General features: G+C 59.1%; 14 protein-coding genes and 1 pseudogene. 13 read left to right on the top strand and 2 right to left on the bottom strand.

Annotated features, from left to right (window positions below; genetic code table 11):
• The first annotated feature begins 38 nt into the window (after positions 1-38).
• From AB8B02_RS19175 to AB8B02_RS19155, 5 genes and pseudogenes are all read left to right on the top strand, one after another.
• A complete protein-coding gene (locus AB8B02_RS19175) occupies positions 39-353 on the top strand; it encodes an XdhC family protein (protein ID WP_439064884.1) in 315 nt (104 codons plus the stop codon).
• Positions 353-955, top strand: coding sequence for a MarR family winged helix-turn-helix transcriptional regulator (locus AB8B02_RS19170; protein ID WP_439064883.1), 603 nt, complete (start codon positions 353-355; stop codon positions 953-955). The genes AB8B02_RS19175 and AB8B02_RS19170 overlap by 1 nt, the downstream gene beginning before the upstream one ends.
• A 115-nt stretch (positions 956-1,070) precedes the next feature.
• Positions 1,071-1,821 (top strand): annotated as a pseudogene (locus AB8B02_RS19165) (SDR family NAD(P)-dependent oxidoreductase).
• 412 nt (positions 1,822-2,233) lie between these two features.
• Positions 2,234-3,244: a GlxA family transcriptional regulator gene (locus tag AB8B02_RS19160; RefSeq protein WP_439064882.1), complete on the top strand. Its 1,011-nt coding sequence runs from the start codon at positions 2,234-2,236 to the stop codon at positions 3,242-3,244.
• A 201-nt stretch (positions 3,245-3,445) separates the two neighbouring features.
• A complete protein-coding gene (locus tag AB8B02_RS19155; RefSeq protein ID WP_439064881.1) occupies positions 3,446-4,684 on the top strand; it encodes an MFS transporter in 1,239 nt (412 codons plus the stop codon).
• A 583-nt stretch (positions 4,685-5,267) separates the two neighbouring features.
• Here AB8B02_RS19155 and fahA read toward each other — a convergent pair.
• Complete coding sequence (gene fahA, locus AB8B02_RS19150) at positions 5,268-6,530, bottom strand: fumarylacetoacetase (RefSeq protein ID WP_439064880.1); 1,263 nt, start codon at positions 6,528-6,530, stop codon at positions 5,268-5,270.
• A 41-nt stretch (positions 6,531-6,571) separates the two neighbouring features.
• Positions 6,572-7,276 carry a TetR/AcrR family transcriptional regulator gene (locus AB8B02_RS19145; protein ID WP_439064879.1) on the bottom strand — a complete coding sequence of 235 codons (705 nt, stop codon included), beginning with the start codon at positions 7,274-7,276 and terminating at the stop codon, positions 6,572-6,574.
• Between the two features lie 115 nt (positions 7,277-7,391).
• Here AB8B02_RS19145 and AB8B02_RS19140 point away from each other — a divergent pair, with 115 nt between their 5' ends.
• Genes AB8B02_RS19140 through AB8B02_RS19105 form a run of 8 tightly spaced genes read left to right on the top strand, consistent with a single transcriptional unit; the run spans position 7,392 to position 16,540 of the window.
• Complete coding sequence (locus AB8B02_RS19140; RefSeq protein ID WP_439064878.1) at positions 7,392-8,180, top strand: cyclase family protein; 789 nt, start codon at positions 7,392-7,394, stop codon at positions 8,178-8,180.
• A 38-nt stretch (positions 8,181-8,218) separates the two neighbouring features.
• Positions 8,219-9,361 (top strand): ABC transporter substrate-binding protein, encoded by a 1,143-nt coding sequence (locus AB8B02_RS19135; RefSeq protein WP_439064877.1) that lies wholly within the window; start codon positions 8,219-8,221, stop codon positions 9,359-9,361.
• A 28-nt stretch (positions 9,362-9,389) separates the two neighbouring features.
• A complete protein-coding gene (locus AB8B02_RS19130; protein WP_439064876.1) occupies positions 9,390-10,259 on the top strand; it encodes a branched-chain amino acid ABC transporter permease in 870 nt (289 codons plus the stop codon).
• The gene (locus AB8B02_RS19125) at positions 10,256-12,010 is read left to right on the top strand and encodes a branched-chain amino acid ABC transporter ATP-binding protein/permease (RefSeq protein WP_439064875.1); all 1,755 of its coding nucleotides are present in this window, start codon (positions 10,256-10,258) and stop codon (positions 12,008-12,010) included. The genes AB8B02_RS19130 and AB8B02_RS19125 overlap by 4 nt, the downstream gene beginning before the upstream one ends.
• A complete protein-coding gene (locus AB8B02_RS19120) occupies positions 12,003-12,701 on the top strand; it encodes an ABC transporter ATP-binding protein (RefSeq protein WP_439064874.1) in 699 nt (232 codons plus the stop codon). Before AB8B02_RS19125 ends, AB8B02_RS19120 begins: the two co-directional genes overlap by 8 nt.
• A gap of 10 nt (positions 12,702-12,711) precedes the next feature.
• The gene (locus AB8B02_RS19115; protein ID WP_439064873.1) at positions 12,712-13,590 is read left to right on the top strand and encodes an FAD binding domain-containing protein; all 879 of its coding nucleotides are present in this window, start codon (positions 12,712-12,714) and stop codon (positions 13,588-13,590) included.
• The gene (locus AB8B02_RS19110; protein ID WP_439064872.1) at positions 13,587-14,069 is read left to right on the top strand and encodes a (2Fe-2S)-binding protein; all 483 of its coding nucleotides are present in this window, start codon (positions 13,587-13,589) and stop codon (positions 14,067-14,069) included. Before AB8B02_RS19115 ends, AB8B02_RS19110 begins: the two co-directional genes overlap by 4 nt.
• A complete protein-coding gene (locus AB8B02_RS19105) occupies positions 14,066-16,540 on the top strand; it encodes a xanthine dehydrogenase family protein molybdopterin-binding subunit (RefSeq protein WP_439064871.1) in 2,475 nt (824 codons plus the stop codon). Before AB8B02_RS19110 ends, AB8B02_RS19105 begins: the two co-directional genes overlap by 4 nt.
• The last annotated feature ends 268 nt before the right edge of the window (positions 16,541-16,808 follow it).

Genomic DNA, 16,808 nt, shown 5'->3' with positions numbered 1-16,808 from the left:
TCATCTAAGCTCCATACACGAGATGGCGAGGACAAAGCATGCAGCAAGATATCCTGAAGATTGCGGAAGAATGGATCGTTGCAGGTCATGGGGTTGCCATAGCGACCGTGGTCGAGACGTGGGGATCGGCTCCCCGACCTGCCGGCTCGAACCTCGTCATCAACGACGAGGGTATGTTTCTCGGTTCGGTATCTGGCGGCTGCGTCGAAGGTGCGGTCGTTGCCGAAGCGCTCGAGGTCATCGAGAGCCAAACGCCTCGCCTGCTCGAGTTCGGCGTAGCGGACGAAACGGCGTGGAAGGTCGGCCTCACTTGCGGCGGAACGATCCGCGTATTCGTCGAAAAGGTTGGGTGATGAAAGACCGTCGATCGCCGCCCGCTTCGATCGCGGACAAGCCGATTATAAACCCTCGAGGCGAGGAGAGCAGTTCCGCAACAGCGTTTCAGGCAATGATGCCGAAAGCAGGCGTGAACATAAAAGGGGGCGCGCCTCACTCGCCGGATGCCGAACGCTTCTGCTGGGACATGATCACGATCGACGCGCACCTCGCGGAGATAAGAGCCTACCTGGCCGGGAAGCTGAAGGTCAGCGTGCCGCAGTGGGTTCTGATTTCGGTCCTGGAAGACCGCGGTGCGGGAGAGGGGGTCTCAGTCCGCGAGGTGTCGAAATGCATGGCGGTCGATGCATCGTTCGTGACGACGCAATCGAAGCTGCTCGAAGCGAAAGGGCTCGTACGCCGGGTCCAATCGTCGACCGATGCGCGGGTAATTCTGATGTCGCTTTCCCAAGTCGCGCGGGACCGGATTGAAGCCATTTCGGGAGAGCGCGGTTCGATAAGGGACTTTATGTTCGGAGATTTGGACGCAGACACTCTGAAGACTTTCCTGAAAGGTCTTGCGCAGGTGAGAGACAATATTTCCAGAGCTTCCCGCCTGGTCTCGCTCTTTCCGCTTTAGCGGCCTGGAGCGCGCGCCGACAGCGCCCCGGCCCCGCGTGATGAACGAATCCGCAGAGACAATTTGATCAGGGGGGCGCGACGATTTCCAACATCGAATAAGGAGCGAGACCATCATGACAAGCCAAGGATCGAACGTACCTAAGCGCACCATGCTGTTGACCGGCGCCAGCCGCGGCATCGGCCATGCAACCGTCATGCGTTTTTCGAGTGCCGGCTGGCGCGTTCTGACCTGCTCGCGGCATCCGTTCCCCGAAGTCTGCCCCTGGGATGCGGGCCCGGAAGATCACATCCAGGTCGATCTCGCCGATCATGACGATACCGTGCGCGCGATCGAGGACATCAAGGAACGCCTCAACGGTGGCGCGCTGCATGCGCTCGTGAACAATGCGGCGATTTCTCCCAGAATGCGGCGCGCGGATGGGCGCGATCGGCACCGACGTCGCCATCTGGTCCCATGTGTTCAAAGTCAACTTCTTCGCGCCGATCATGATGGCGCGTGGCCTGATGGAGCAGCTGAAGGCTGCTAAGGGCTCGGTGGTCAAAGTAACCTCGATTGCCGGATCGCGTGTGCATCCTTACGCAGGCGCTGCCTACGCTACCTCCAAAGCGGCGCTCGCTGCACTGACGCGAGAGATGGCGTTCGACTTCGGTCCACTCGGCGTCCGCGTTAACGCAATCGCCCCGGGCGAGATAGATACATCGATCCTGTCACCGGGCACGCAGACTATCGTCGACCAGCAGATTCTGATGCATCGCCTGGGCACTCCCGACGAGGTTGCTAAAATCGTGTATGTGCTATGTACGGAAACCGGCTCATACGTGAACGGTGCTGAAATTCACATCAATGGTGGCCAGCATGTTTGATTGGCGACTACGACGCTGGACGTCCTGAATGTTGATCAGTGCAATGCGTTTTGGGATACTGCGTTAACGAGCTCTTGCAACATTCCTAAAAGGTAACCTCCTAGTTGCCCCTATCTTGAGCCTCGCTCTTGCCGGCAGCCAAGCTCGTCAACGCACCTTGTGGGATCTTCCTAGCCAGAAGCCACCCGACATGATCAGAAGCTCTCCTGATGATCCCTTCCCGAAGTCAAGCCGTCCCCCCTCAATAACTTTTTGTTCCGAACCGGCTTTGCACCTCATATCACGCCACATATCCCACAAATAACGCCATCCGCCGGTTTATGTGATCGTCGCGAATGTTTACCCGAAGGCACAAAATAAGGGATTATCCGTTTGCGCCGAGAGATCAACATCGGCGTAGTAAGGTTTAAAGATGACGCGCCAAGTCGGTATTCTCGTCTACCCGCATTTTCAGCTTCTCGACATGAGCGGACCAGCTGACGCTTTTCACATGGCCAATCGGGCAAGCGGCCGCGAGATTTACAGCGTGAACTTGATATCTCAGGAAGGCGGATTAGTGTCGAGCGCTGTTGGGATCAGCGTATCTACGGAAGCGTACTCGCCTCGCCGGTACGACACTTTCCTCATCGTCGGCGGTGACGTACCGAGCACGAGTTTCGAACAGTGCGACGAACTGATCGATGTAGCCAGGATTGGAGCCTCGAACGCGCGCCGTACCGCAAGCGTCTGCACCGGTGCCTTCGTCCTCGCTGCTGCCGGCTTGCTGGATGGACGCTGCGCCACGACACATTGGAAACATGCGGGCCAGCTTCAACGGGCGTATCCGAACGTGCGGGTCGATAGCGATCGGATATTCATCAAGGACGGCGATATCTGGACATCGGCGGGCGTCAGCGCTGGCCTGGACCTGGCACTTGCGATGGTCGAAGAGGATGTCGGTGCCGATATCGCGCGGGCGGCGGCGCAGATGCTCGTCGTCTATCATCGTCGACCCGGAGGACAGTCGCAGTTTTCGGCCCTTTTGGACATGGAGCCAGGTTCGGATCGCATCCGGAACGTCCTCACCTTCATCCGAGAGAATCTTACCGAGCCCTTGTCCATCGACAGATTGGCGGACGTGGCCTGCCTCAGCCCTCGTCAGTTCGGACGAGCATTCCTGTCGGAAACCGGAGAGACGCCCGCCAAGGCGGTCGAGCGCGTGCGCGCGGAAGTAGCTCGTGATCGAGTAGAGAACGGCAGCGAGCCGCTCGAGGTAATAGCCCGCAATGTCGGCTTTGTGGATCCGGAACGGATGAGACGCGCGTTCTTGCGCATTTTTGGCCATCCGCCGCAAAGCATGCGCCGAATGAACTCCTATGACATCACCGCCAACATCCAGCAGAAGTGGCGAACGCCGGCTCAATCGGTGATGACGGACGCCTGAGACACTATCCTTTTCGTCACGTGCCGGGTCGCCTTCCAGAGAGGCATCGATCCCCGGCCGCACGATGGCTGTATGGGGTGAATAGCTGAAGCACTACGATGGCGGGATTCGCGGGATGTTCGTCATTCGCCAAAAAGCGTGATCGGGTTACACCAGCAAATCGGGTGGTTCAATTTTGGTCACCCTTTGCCGGAAAACAAGATGACCGTGCACGTCGATGATCAGGATCCATTTTTGACCCCAGTCTCTGCGCGGAGCGGACATCGAAATCCGATGGTGCTCGCTGTCGCGCAGGGGCTTTTCACAGCGGCACTCGCGATCGACCTGACGCTCACCGGCTTGACCGGATATCAGCTTGCGCCAGATAAATCCCTTGCCACGCTTCCGTTCGCCATGATCACCGTCGCCGGCGCGGTTACATCCCTATTCGCCTCGCTGATGATGGAGCGCATCGGACGTCGCGCCGGGTTTACATTCGGAGCGATGGTGGGAGCCATTGGCGGACTGGTATCTGTTTGGGCCGTCATCCACGCCAGCTTCTGGCTGTTCTGCGTCGGAACCGCCGGCGTCGGCATCTTTCAGTCTTTCGCTTCGTTCTATCGGCTGGCCGCTGCGGACGCTGTGGATGCGGATGACAAGGCGAGGGTAATCTCACTGGTACTAGCGGGCGGCGTGATAGCTGCAGTGATAGGACCGGCCGTCGCTGCGTGGAGTAAAGACTGGTTCCCGCCGTTGTTTGCGGGGTCCTACCTTGTCGTCTTCATCTTGTGTCTCGCCAGCACTTTTCTGCTGGGTATCACCTACCGCGACGTTCCAAACGAATACGTCCCGGCTCCCAGCGCCGCAACTTCATCCCGCAGCCTCATCCTGATCTTCTCCCGACCCATCTCCCTTGCGGCTCTTGCCAACAATGTCATCGGCGGCGTGGTCATGATGTTCGTCATGACAGCGGCTCCCCTTGCTGCGGTTGCTTGCAGTCATTCCATCGACGATGGCGCGAACATTATTCAATGGCACTTAGTTGGAATGTATGCGCCATCCTTCGTGGCCGGTCGTCTGATCGCGCGGTTCGGTATGCCGGCGGTCCTATACGCCGGAATGGTCATGAGTGCCGCGTGCGGCGTTGTGGCAGCGTTTTCTACAACCTTGCCTGCTTTCTACATCGCGCTGCTTTGCCTCGGCGTCGGATGGAATTTCATGTTTGTCGGCGGGACGACTCTGCTTGCAGCATCGCATTTCCCGCATGAGCGGGCATCTGTGCAAGGCATGGCGGAGCTGATTCGCGGCTTTCTCACTGCGATCGCTACGCTGGCCGCCGGACCAATCCTCGAGACCTTTGGGTGGGCGGAGCTGAACCTCGCCATCATTCCCATGCTCGTAGTCTCGTTCTTCTTGACCCACCTTTGGGTGCGAACGGGCGCGAAGATCTCCCCCGCTTAGACGGTCCACGGAGCCGTGATCCGGACGTCGGACAACCTGTCCAATGGTCACCGTCGATCGCGTAATTGAACATCGCACCTAGCAACAGACGCCCTGATGATCGACGACTCGCTACTCGATAGGAACCTATATGCAATCCTTTAAGCTCGCTTTGAACGTCGTAGTCGCAGCATTAGTCTGCCTGACGATCGCTCTGGTGCTTATCTATTGAAATGAAGGGGCTGTTTCCCACGTAGCGGTGACACCGAAATTGATTACCGCGCCCAAGGCAGAAGCAAAGCGTTAAGAACAGCCTGCGCGACGGCCGCACTCTGGCGGCTCATGAAGAGGTCGAGGCATTTCCTCGACGCGTCGGCTTTGAAGCGGTGTTCGCTTCATCCAGGGCGTGGCAGCCGTCGAGCGCGACCTAATCGGTCGGTTGGAGCTTCTTGCTGACGAGCCTCCACTGATCGCCTGCCTATATCAGGTTGAAGAAGGCAATATACCGAGAGCCAGTCTGACCGTTCGTATCGATGCGAGCACCGGCAGCTGTGCCGACGATGAATTGCCGCATGGATACCCGGCCAAACCGGCCTTCCTCGCTCTACATACTTGGAACGATGGTGCCTTCTACTCCACCAAAGCCGATCTTGTAACATGCGCCGGAGCAATGGCCCCAGATGGTGAGCGAATCTCCGTCATTCAGGAAAGACCGCTCGACCGAAGGGGCAAGTTTGATCGGGTCGGTCCCATTCCAACTGAGCTCCAACATACTACCGCGTTCTTTTGGGCCGGGACCGCTGATCGTGCCGGAGCCGAGCAGGTCGCCGACTTCCATGGCACATCCGGAAGATGCGTGATGCACAAGCTGTTGAATGGGCGACCAATACATTTGTTTGAAGTTCGTGCTGCAGATGTTTGCTGGAACCTGCATTTCGGATCCTCGAAGCGTCACGTCGAGAGCAATATCATAGTTGTTGGCACCGGTCTGATGCAGATATGGAAGTGGCTCGGGGGACTGCGTCGGTCCATGAACACGGAATGGCTCCAGGGCTTCCCGTGTCACGACCCACGGACCCACTGAAGTGGCGAACGCTTTCGCCTGAAATGGACCGAGCGGCACATACTCCCATTGCTGGATATCACGCGCGCTCCAATCATTCAGGAGCACGAAGCCGAATATCATCGCCTCAGCCTGTTGTTCACTCAGAGTGGTGCCCATGGCTGACGGTTGTCCGATCACCGTTCCGATCTCAAGTTCGAAGTCCAGCCGCAGGCAGGGGCCGTGGCTCGGTGTCGAGTCGAAGGGACGTTTCGTCTGACCAAGTGGCCGCCTGATTTTGGTCCCGCTCACAACGACTGTCGATGCTCTGCCGTTGTAGCCGATCGGGATATGGAGCCAGTTGGGCGACAACGCGTTTTCTTTGTCGCGGAACATCGTTCCGACATTAGTCGCGTGATCGCGCGAAGAATAGAAATCGGTGAAGCCGGACACGCGAATTGGAAGATGTAGTCTTGCTTCACTGCGGGCGAAGAGGGCGCGGGCTCTCAGGCTCGCATCGTCACGAAGGACAGGATTATTGTGGCGCAGAAGTTCGCTGATCCGGGCTCGCGTCGCGGACCAGATCTTTGGACCCAATGCCATGAAAGCGTTGATCGTCGGTTCGGAAAAGACATCAGCGGGCCCGATCAAACCTGCGCTTTGCAGCGCGTGGAGATCGAGAACGAAATCGCCAATAGCAACGCAAACCCGCCGTGAGAGCGTAGATTCTGTTGAGAAGACTCCATAAGGGAGGTTCTGGATCGGAAAGTCAGAGTCGGGCGAGACGTCGATAAAGGATCGTAGTGAAGGATCGTTAGGGTGCATGATGAGTCCCTGAGGGGGCGGAGACCGCCAATTGCGCTCTCCTAGCGTGGCTTATTCGGAGTTCGGGCTGGCTTTGTGGGACGTGCGGATCTCACCGGTGGCAGCGACAGCCCGGCAGTGAGAAAGGGAATCACGTTTTCGAGGGCTTCGTCCGGATCGGAAAATGAGATGTCATCCCCCAGAATCTCCTGGATACGCCCGTTGTCGCCGCGGATGTACAGCATTGCGCCGTAGACACAGGCGAGGCGCCAGGCGAGTTCCTTCCGGTCTATATGCGAGCAGGCCTTAGTGACTGCGTCGATGAAAGCCTTTCCGACGGAGTGGTAGAAGCTGAATACTGTTTTTCTTACTTCTGGTGATGGATCCATCGAGGAACGTGCAGCCAGAATCTTGAAACTCTGTTCTCCAGGTGAGTTGCCGATTCCGAGCGTAGGACCGATGAACGCCTTCAGGATCGCCGAGATATCCGGGGCGGAGCCGCCAGCGTTCAGCACCTGAGCAATTAGTTCTTCTCGGTGGCGGTTGATTGGACCCAGGCGCCTTTCGAAGACCGCGGAGATGAGAGCAGCCTTCGAACCAAAGTGATAGTGCGCAGCAGCATTGTTTACCCCGGCTGCTTCCGTGATTGCCCGGGTCGATACGCCGTTGAAGCCCCGTTCTGCAAAGAGCCTCTCAGCAGCATCGAGAAGTTTGTCTGCCGTGTCGGCAGGCAGTGGGGCGGTAAGTGCATCTGTTTTCGTGCTCATGACCGACCATTGCCGAACATACCAATTCAGTCAAGCGACTGTTTCAAGCAAGCGCTTGACTGGACAGTTTCGCTTGAGTAATGGGGAGGGCATGGGAAACACGGGAAACGGCCAGATGCGGGTGTTGGATATATCGGTGCCTATCGAGAACGATGTGGCGAGTGACCCCCCGTTCGCGCGGCCGCGCATCGCATATCTCGATCATTCGATGACGATCGACCGGATGCAGGCGTTCTTTCCCGACCTCGACAACAGCAAGCTTCCGGACGGGGCTGCTTGGGCGATGGAGAAGGTCGAGCTCACCACGCACAACGGGACGCATCTCGATGCGCCTTATCACTTCCATCCAACAATGAATCATGCGCTGAAGGATGGTGGAGAGAGATCTCTCACCATCGACGAGGTGCCGCTCGAATGGTGCTTCCAGCGCGGGGTGAAGCTCGACTTCAGGTCGCTGGCCGATGGCTACGTTGCCACAGCGGACGACGTTGAAACCGAACTGCGGCGCATCGGTCACGACCTTCAGCCCTTGGATATTGTTGTAGTCAATACGCGCGCGGGCGAGCGTCTCGGACAGGCTGACTACGTGTCAGCCGGTTGTGGTGTAGGACGGGAGGCGACGTTGTTCTTGACCGAGCGAGGGGTCAAGATCACCGGTACGGATGCCTGGAGCTGGGATGCGCCGTTCGAATATACAGCCAAGCGCGTCGCACAGACACAGGATTACGGTCTGGTGTGGGAAGGCCATAAGGCTGGACGCGAGCGCGCGTACTGCCACATCGAGAAGCTCCATAATCTCGAGAAGCTGCCGCCATCCGGTTTTCGCATTGCCTGTTTCCCGGTGAAAATTCGCGCTGCTTCGGCGGGCTGGACACGCGCCGTTGCGATTTTTGACGACCAGTAAATCGAGCGATGCGGGAACGAAGACGTCTCGCAATAAGAATGTTTAGGGAGATTGAAATGGTAGTTTCTCGTAGAGGGCTTGCTGCGTTGGCTGTCGGTGCTTTTCTGACGGCAGGTTACCCGATGAAAGCGTGCGCACAGTCCGGAAAGCCAGTGAAGATCGGCGTGATTTATCCGACGAAGTCCGTCATCGGAAAGCAGGGCGTGCAGGGCAGTAATATCGCTGTCGAGATGTTGAACGCGGCGGGTGGCATCCTGGGTCGCCCGGTTTCGCTGGTCACCTACGACACAAATTACGCGCCGGTCGAAGGCGTTTCTGCCGTCCAGAAGCTGCTGACACAAGATGAAGTGAAGTTCGTCGTCGGCGAGATCAGCAGCACGGTCGCTTTGGCTGTGATCCCTGTGATTAAGTCGGAAGATGCGCTCCTCATGCTGGCAGTGCCGAAGCATCCTGATGTGACCAAGCAAGGCGGCGGAAATATCTTCCGCCTGAACACGACCTCGGCAATGGATGCAAAATCGTTCGATCGCTATCTCGTTGATACTGTCGCGCCCTCGAAGGTGGCACTTGTCGCCGAGAACAACGATTACGGCAGGCTGAACGTCGCGAACTTCAAGGCCCTATTCGGAGACAAGCTGGTCTACTCGGACCTCTTCTCCATGACGCAGAGTGACTTCTCGGCGATGGCCAGCAACCTGCGCGGATCGGGCGCGGATCTGGTCTGCATCGTCGCGAGCAATCCGGAGCAGTCGGGCAACATCCTGCGTGGCATGAAGGACCTTGGATACAATCCCAAGCGCTGTATCACGCCCGGGCTGCTCAACAACGATACTCCCAAGATCGGCGGCGCGGCAGCGGAAGGCGTGTTCTCGGAGGACGTTTACAGCCCGACGCTCAAGAACGAGCTCAACCAGAAGTTCGTGGCCGCCTACGAGAAGAAGTATGGCGAGACGCCCGGCAAGGTCGAGGTCCTTGGCTTCGAGACGGTCTGGATCACCGCTAACGCGATCCAGGCGGCGGGCAGTGAAAAGGATACGAATAAGGTCGCCGAGACCATCCGTGCAGGCACGTGGGAAACCCCGCGAGGCAGCGTGCGGTTCGACGCCTCAGGCCAAGCCTCCGGCGACAATGTCGTCCGGGTCGAAGTGCGCGGTGGCAAGGTCGTGGAAGTGAAATCCTGACGCGCGATCGTAAGGACGGGGAATTAGCGTGAGCACTCTTATCTTCCAACAGATGGCGAACGGCCTTTCAGTCGGAATGGCGTATGCGTTACTGGCGCTGGGCCTGACGCTGATATTCGGCGTGCTGCACGTGATTAATTTCTCGCACGGCGAATTTTATATGATCGGCGGCTTTGTCGCCGCCATCCTGACCTCTTACTTCGGGCTTCCGTACCTTCTGTCGCTCCCGGCGGCGGTCGTGGCGGTAGTCCTGCTCGCCCTCCTTGTTGACCGGATTGCGGTACGGCCTGTCCTCGACGGGCCGGACGGTGACTCGATCGTGCTGATAAGCACCTTCGCAGTCGGGATACTCGTCTATCAGACGATACTGGCGACCTACGGACCGCAGCCTATCCGCGTCGATGGTGTGCCCGGTACATTCGTGCTCGGGTCGGTGACGCTGACCTACCAGCGTATGTTTGCGATCGTAGTGGGCGTATGCCTGCTGGTTATTCTCGAATGGTCGCTCCGGCGCACCGCCTTTGGAAGAAAGCTCCGCGCCGTGGCCCAGAGCGCTTTCGCTGCCAAGGTGGTCGGTATCGACGTGCCGAAGATAAGGACGGCGACCTTCATCGTCGCGGCTGCACTCGCCAGCCTCGCGGGCGCTCTTCTCGCACCCACGGTCGCCTTCAGTCCGGCTATGGGCCAGCATGCCATTATCAGTGCTTTCGTTGTGGTCGTGATCGGCGGCATGGGCAGTGTGTCGGGCGCAGTTGTCTGCGGCCTGCTGCTCGGTATCGTCGAGTCGGTGTCGAGCATTTGGCTCCCACAGGAAGTCGCGTCCGCGTTTATCTACGGTCTGCTGCTGTTGACGTTACTGGTCAGGCCACGCGGGCTCTTCTCAGGCGGTCTCTCATGAAATTCATTCCAGCCATCGTACTTGTCGGCCTTATCATCGCTGCAGGTCTGACGCCGAGCTATTATGCAGGGCTTGCGACGTATGCCGCGGTGCTCGCTCTTCTCGGTCTGTCGGTCAATGTCACGCTGGGTTATCTTGGGCTGATCTCGTTTGGACATGCGGCGTTCTTCGGCGTTGGCGCTTACACGGCAGGGCTGCTTTCGGTCAATCTGGGCCTGAATTACTGGGCGGCGATTCCAATCGCGATCATTCCCGGCGTGATCCTTGGTGTTTTCGTCGGCTTCGCCTCGCTGCGTCTGGCTGGGCCGTATTTCGCTATCGCCACGCTCGCCACGGCCGAGATCTTCCGCCTCGTCGCGCTCAATTGGGTCAGTCTGACGCGTGGCCCTCTGGGCATCATCGTGCCGCGTCCACGGATACCGGCTTTCGAAGCGGCCGGACTGACCTTCGCGCAATATCACCTGATCATCTGCCTGATTGTGGTGGCGTTCGTGCTGCTGGCGTTGAAGCGGCTCGTCAACAGTCCCTATGGCAGGGCCTGGTTCGCTTTGCGCGACCAGCCCAATCTTGCGGAGAGCATCGGGATTGCCGGGCTCAAGTTCAGAATCCTTGCCATAGCACTTTCTGGCGGAATCGCGGCGCTCGCAGGTGCGCTTCTGGTGCCAAAGATCCTCGTTCTTAGCCCCGATCTGTTTGGCCTGTCGCAGTCGTCAACGGGACTGCTGGCTGCGATCCTCGGGGGCCGCGGCATGCTCCTGGGGCCGGTCGTCGGTGGCATTATCTTTGCCATTCTTCCGGAAACGCTGCGGTTCGTCGATGAATACAGGATCGCGATCTTCGCGCTCATCCTGCTTCTCGTCGTCCGCCTACGGCCCGAAGGCCTGCTGTCGTTGCTTCCCGTGCGGTCTCCGGCGGGAAATCCCCGTGGGAAGTCAGATGTCACCATTCCTGCATCCGAACCGAAACGGCAGACTTTGGCAATCAAAGGGCTGTCGCGGAGCTTCGGTGGCCTGAAGGCTGTGCAGGACGTATCCTTCTCCATCACGCCCGGTGAAATTGTTGGGATCATCGGACCCAATGGCGCAGGCAAGACGACGAGCCTCAGCTTGATCTCCGGCTTTGTCAGTCCGACGTCGGGAAGCGTCATCTACGGCGCACACCAGATCGGCGGCCTGCCTCCGCACGAGATTGCGGCGCTCGGTCTCGTCCGCACCTTCCAGCACACCGCGCTATGCCCGGGCTTGTCCGCATTCGAAAACGTAATGATTGCCAGCCATCTCCTGTTCAAGGAGACCTTATTCGCCGCGCTTTTTCGTTCCAGAAGTTTCGTCACACGGGAGCTGGCCCGGGCTGCTTGGGCAACAGCATGTCTTGACAAGGTCGGGCTCTCGGCGCGCGCTGACGAACCGGCGGGCACGATGGCCTACGGAGAACAGAGGATGCTGTCCATTGCGGTCGCCATCGCCGCGCGCCCTGACATCCTTTTTCTTGACGAACCTGCGGCCGGATTGAATCACACCGAGGCCCTGCGGCTCGCGGATGTGCTGCGCAAGCTCCGTGACGAGGGAATGACGCTCGCCGTCGTCGATCACAACTTGCGCATGTTGATGAGCTTCTGCGATCGACTCGTAGTTCTGCATCACGGGAAGAAACTGGCGGAGGGCGACCCTGTCGCAGTGCGCAACATGCCCGATGTGGTGAAGGCGTATCTCGGCGAAAAGCGGCTAAAGAAGGAGGTCGCCCATGCTTGAGCTCGAAAGGCTATCGGTGAATTACGGCCCGGTACGCGCCGTCAACGAGATATCCCTCACGGTCGGCGCCGGCGAGATCGTCGCGCTGGTCGGGGCGAACGGGGCAGGCAAGTCCTCCACCATGAAGGCCATCGTCGGCCTGGCTGAGGCGACGGGCAGCATCCGCTTTGACGGCAAGGACATCTCCGAGACGTCGAGCACGCACCGCGTCGGTGACGGTATCGCGCTGTCTCCAGAAGGCCGTCACGTCTTCGCACAGATGAGCGTTCTCGAGAATCTGCAGTTGGGTACGGTCGCCCGGACCCAGTCCCGGCAGGCCGCGCTGGTGGAGGAGATGTTTGAGCTGTTCCCGAGGCTGTGCGAGCGATCTACGCAGCGGGCGGGTAGCATGTCGGGTGGAGAGCAACAGATGCTCGCGATCGCCAGGGCGCTGATGTCCGAGCCGAAGATCTTCATCCTTGACGAACCCACCCTTGGCTTGGCCCCGATCATCGTCGATCAGATAGCGGAGCTTTTAATCAAGCTTCGGCAGCGCAAGCTCGGGCTTCTATTAGCGGAGCAGAACGCCGAAATGGCGCTTGAGGTGGCTGACAGGGCGTATGTGATGGAGACAGGTGCTATTGTGAAAGAGGGACCGAGCGCGACGATCGCCGCCGATCCGGCGATTCAAAAAGCCTATCTCGGATTCTGAGGAAGCAAAAATGAAACCTGCTCCGTTCGAATATGTGCGTCCAGCGACCGTGGACGAGGCGTTGCAGGTCTTGCGCGCCCATCTCAACGACGATGCGAAGCTTCTTGCGGGGGGCCAAAGCCTCGTGCCTATGATGAATTTCCGGGTGCTTCAGCCTGCAATCATCATCGACATCAACCGACTTCATGATCTGGCATATATCCGCGAGAGCGACGACGAGCTCCTCGTCGGCGCGATGACCCGGCATGCTGCGCTCAAGTCGAGCGAGGTGATTGCGAAGCACGCCCCGATGATTACCGCGGCGTACGAACATGTGGCGCACGCGACCATCCGCAACCGCGGCACGATCGGCGGAAACCTTGCGCATGCGGATGCTGCTTCGGAAATGCCAGCGGTGATGTGCGCTTTGGATGCCACGATGGTGCTGCGCAACCATGAAGGAGGCCGGGCCGTCCGAGCCCGCGACTTCTTTCTGGGGGTGTTCACGACGGCGCTGGAGGCAGATGAGCTGCTTGTCGAAATCAGGATACCGAAGCGGACCGCTGGAGAATGGTGCGCTTTCGAAGAGATGAATCTGCGAAAGGGCGACTTCGCAATGGCGGCCGTCGCGGCCAAGCTCCGCATGTGGAACGGCAGGTGTGACGACGCGGTTGTATATCTGACTGGGATCTCGGACCAGCCCGTCAGGATCGAGCGCGCGGACCGGAAGCTCGAGGGTACGCGACTATCGACGGAGGAGATTGCCGCCGCCTCAGAAGCCGTTGTGAGGGAGGTGGAGTTTCATTCCACCGCGAGTGTGAGCGCCGCCTACCGCAAGGATTTGACCCGGGCCCTGATCGTGCGCGCGCTCACAAATGCCCGGGACCGTTCGTCGGAGGATGCCTCGTGACCAAAAAGACCATTGAGCTCACCGTTAACAGCGAGGCCATGACTCACAGTGTGGAACCCCGACTGCTTCTCTCGGATTTCATACGGGTTGATCTCGGACTTACCGGAACACATGTCGGTTGCGAGCACGGCGTCTGCGGTGCATGCACGGTCCTGCTTGACGGTGTCTCGGTCCGTTCTTGCCTGACTTTCGCCGTCCAGGCGGACGGATGCGTGATCGAGACCGTAGAAAGCCTCGCACAAGACGATGCCCTTTCGCCGCTGCAGAACGCGTTTCGTGATGCGTATGGTCTTCAGTGCGGGTTCTGTACGCCAGGCTTCCTGATGACCGCGACAGAGTTGCTTCGGACCGTCAACTGTCCTGGCCGCGAGGAAGTCCGCGAGGCGCTGTCCGGGAATCTGTGCCGCTGCACCGGTTACGAGACCATCATTGACGCAGTAGAGGCCGCTGGCCGGGCTGCGAGAGGAGATCGGCCATGAATAGCCCTTCGGGACGGAATTTCCGGTGGATCGGCCAGAGCATCAAGCGTCCAGAAGACGCTCGCTTCTTGATGGGGCGCGGCAAGTATGTCGATGACGTTGCGCTGCCGAGGATGGCTCATGTGGCCGTTCTTGCGAGCCCGTACGCCCACGCGAATATCGTGTCGATCGATGTTGAAGAAGCGCGCCGCCTGCCGGGGGTACTCGCGGTTGTCACCGGCCGCGAATTGGCGGAAACCACCGGTCCTCTCCCGACGCTCAGCAATCCGCCCGTCATTCAGCATTGCATCGCCATCGACAAGGTTCGTCACGTCGGTGAACCGGTTGTCGCGGTTGTCGCCGAGAGCAGGTACATCGCCGAAGATGCGGTGGCGCTGATCCAGGTCGATTACGAGGCGCTTCCGGCAGTCGTGGATCCCGAGCAGGCGGTCTCCGCGACCGGAGACGCGGTGCTTCACGAGGAATTCGGCAGCAATGTCGTTCATCGGAGCCACTATAAGTGGGGACCAGTGGACGAGACCTTCGGAAATGCCAAGCATGTCATTCGCCGCCGCTTCCGCTGGCCGCGTGTGTCGCCGCAGCCGATTGAAACGTGCGGCGCCGTCGTCGAATACGATCCGGCGGAACGCAAATTCACCGTCTACTCCAACATGTCTCAGCAGAGCGTGATCGGTGCAAGGCTGGCGCGCGCGCTTGGTGTCGCGCCGTATCAGATGAACTTCCACATCCGCGACGTGGGTGGAAGTTTCGGAGGTAAGTCCTCGCTATATCACGTGCCGTTGATCGCCGCCGCCTTGGCACGCAAGGTCCGCCGTCCCGTGAAATATTTGGAGGACCGCCTCGAACACATGGCCAACGGGAACCAGCACGCCTCGGACCGTGTCTACGACGCTGCGCTTGCGGTCGATGAGGATGGCAGGTTCACCGGTCTCAGCCTCAAGGTGCTCGACGACTACGGGGCCTATTTCATGATGAACACGGGCTCGCACGGTAACGCGCTGGCCCAGGCGACCGGCCCATACAGGATAGAGGCGCTTGAATACGACCTCACTGCGGTCGTCACGAACAAGACGCAGCAGGCGCCGTATCGCGGCTTCGGAGGTGAGGTCGGAAACTTTGTCATCGAACGGTTGGTCGATGAAGCGGCGCGGGAGCTCGGACGGGATCCGATCGAACTTCGGCGTCAGAATTTTATTGCAAAGGAGCAGTTTCCGTATCGCATTCCGAACGGCAACATTTATGACAGCGGCGATTACGAGCGGGTTCTCGACCGCGCGCTGGGCCTCGCGGATATTCCGCACTGGCGCGCCAAGAAGGCCGCTGCCAACAAGCGTGGCAAGCGCATCGGAATAGGTATCTCGACGGTGAACGAGCGCAGTGTGCTCAGCGTGACAGAGTTGTGGTTTCTCGATAAGAATCCGATCTTGCCGCAGTCCAGTAGCCCCGAAAGCGTGCAGATCAAACTCAATCCGGACGGTGTCGCGATTGTAACGCTCTACGCTCCGCACTGGGGCAACAATCCAGAGACGATGGCTACCCAGCTTGTTGCGGAAAACCTGTCCATCGATCCGCAGCGTATCGCAATCAACTATGCCGCAACGGATAACGGACTGATCTCGAAAGGTCCGGTTGGCAGCCGCTACACCGTCATGCTGGCTGGCGCGATCGCAGGTGCGTGCCGCGAGTTGAAGGCAAAGATGTTCCGTTACGCATCTCATCGCACCGGTGTCGCGGTTGAGGAGCTCGAATGTTACGACGAGCGGATTTTTGCGCGAAACGAGCCGACGAAGGGGCTTTCATTCGCCGAGGTCTCGCGGGCCGCGCACAGCTTCCGACTTCAATTTCCGGCCGATGACAGTTTCCGGAGTGGGCTGGTCGCGCAATACACATATGACCACCCGTACACCACGATGCCGAATGCGGATCGCTCGGACCTCGGCGTTTTCTATCCGATCGTCGGCCATGCCTGCCACGTCGTCGTCGTCGAGGTCGACGAGGCGACCAACAAGACCGAGATCCTGCATTATGTAGCCGTCCATGACGCTGGCACGATCGTCAATCCGAAAACAGTGGATGGCCAGATCCGGGGCGGTATCGCGCAGGGCATCGGGACGGCACTCTACGAGAAGTATCACTACGACGAACAAGGGCAGCTCGTAACGGCTACCCTTGGTGATTATGCGGTGCCGACCTCACACGAGGTGCCGGACATCGTTGTAGATCACGTGGAGACGCCATCGCCCTTTACAGAATTTGGTATCAAGGGGTGCGGGGAGGGCGGCAGACTGGCAGCGATGCCCGCCATCGCCTCGGCTATTGACGACGCGTTCTCCGAAGAACGGATATTTGTCGATGAATTGCCAGTCACTCCCTCGTTCTTGCATGAGTTGAGGGGACGAGCCAGCGCCCCGTCGCCGAAGCCATCCACGCCGTACTACGAGCCAGGTGCGATGTATCCACCAGCGATATAGGCGACGGCGGACATTAGATAACGACTCTGGCAACCGTGGATCCAGGCGAAAATCAACCGCATGCCAACGTCCGCACAGGCCTCCATCTACTCATCGGTCGTGACATATCTGAAGGCTGTAAAGGCCGCCGACCACCGACTCCGCCGCTGTGATGGGAGAGATGAAGAAGACCCGAATCGACGAAGTGTTCGTCAAGGACGGCAATATCCGGGAGGGACGGCGGGATGATCCACGACACGTACTGTTCCAAATCAAAAAGCTCTCGGAA

It is taken from the genome of Tardiphaga sp. 862_B3_N4_1 (assembly GCF_051811085.1).
Taxonomy (GTDB): domain Bacteria; phylum Pseudomonadota; class Alphaproteobacteria; order Rhizobiales; family Xanthobacteraceae; genus Tardiphaga; species Tardiphaga robiniae.
This window is presented reverse-complemented; position numbering and strand designations above follow the sequence as displayed.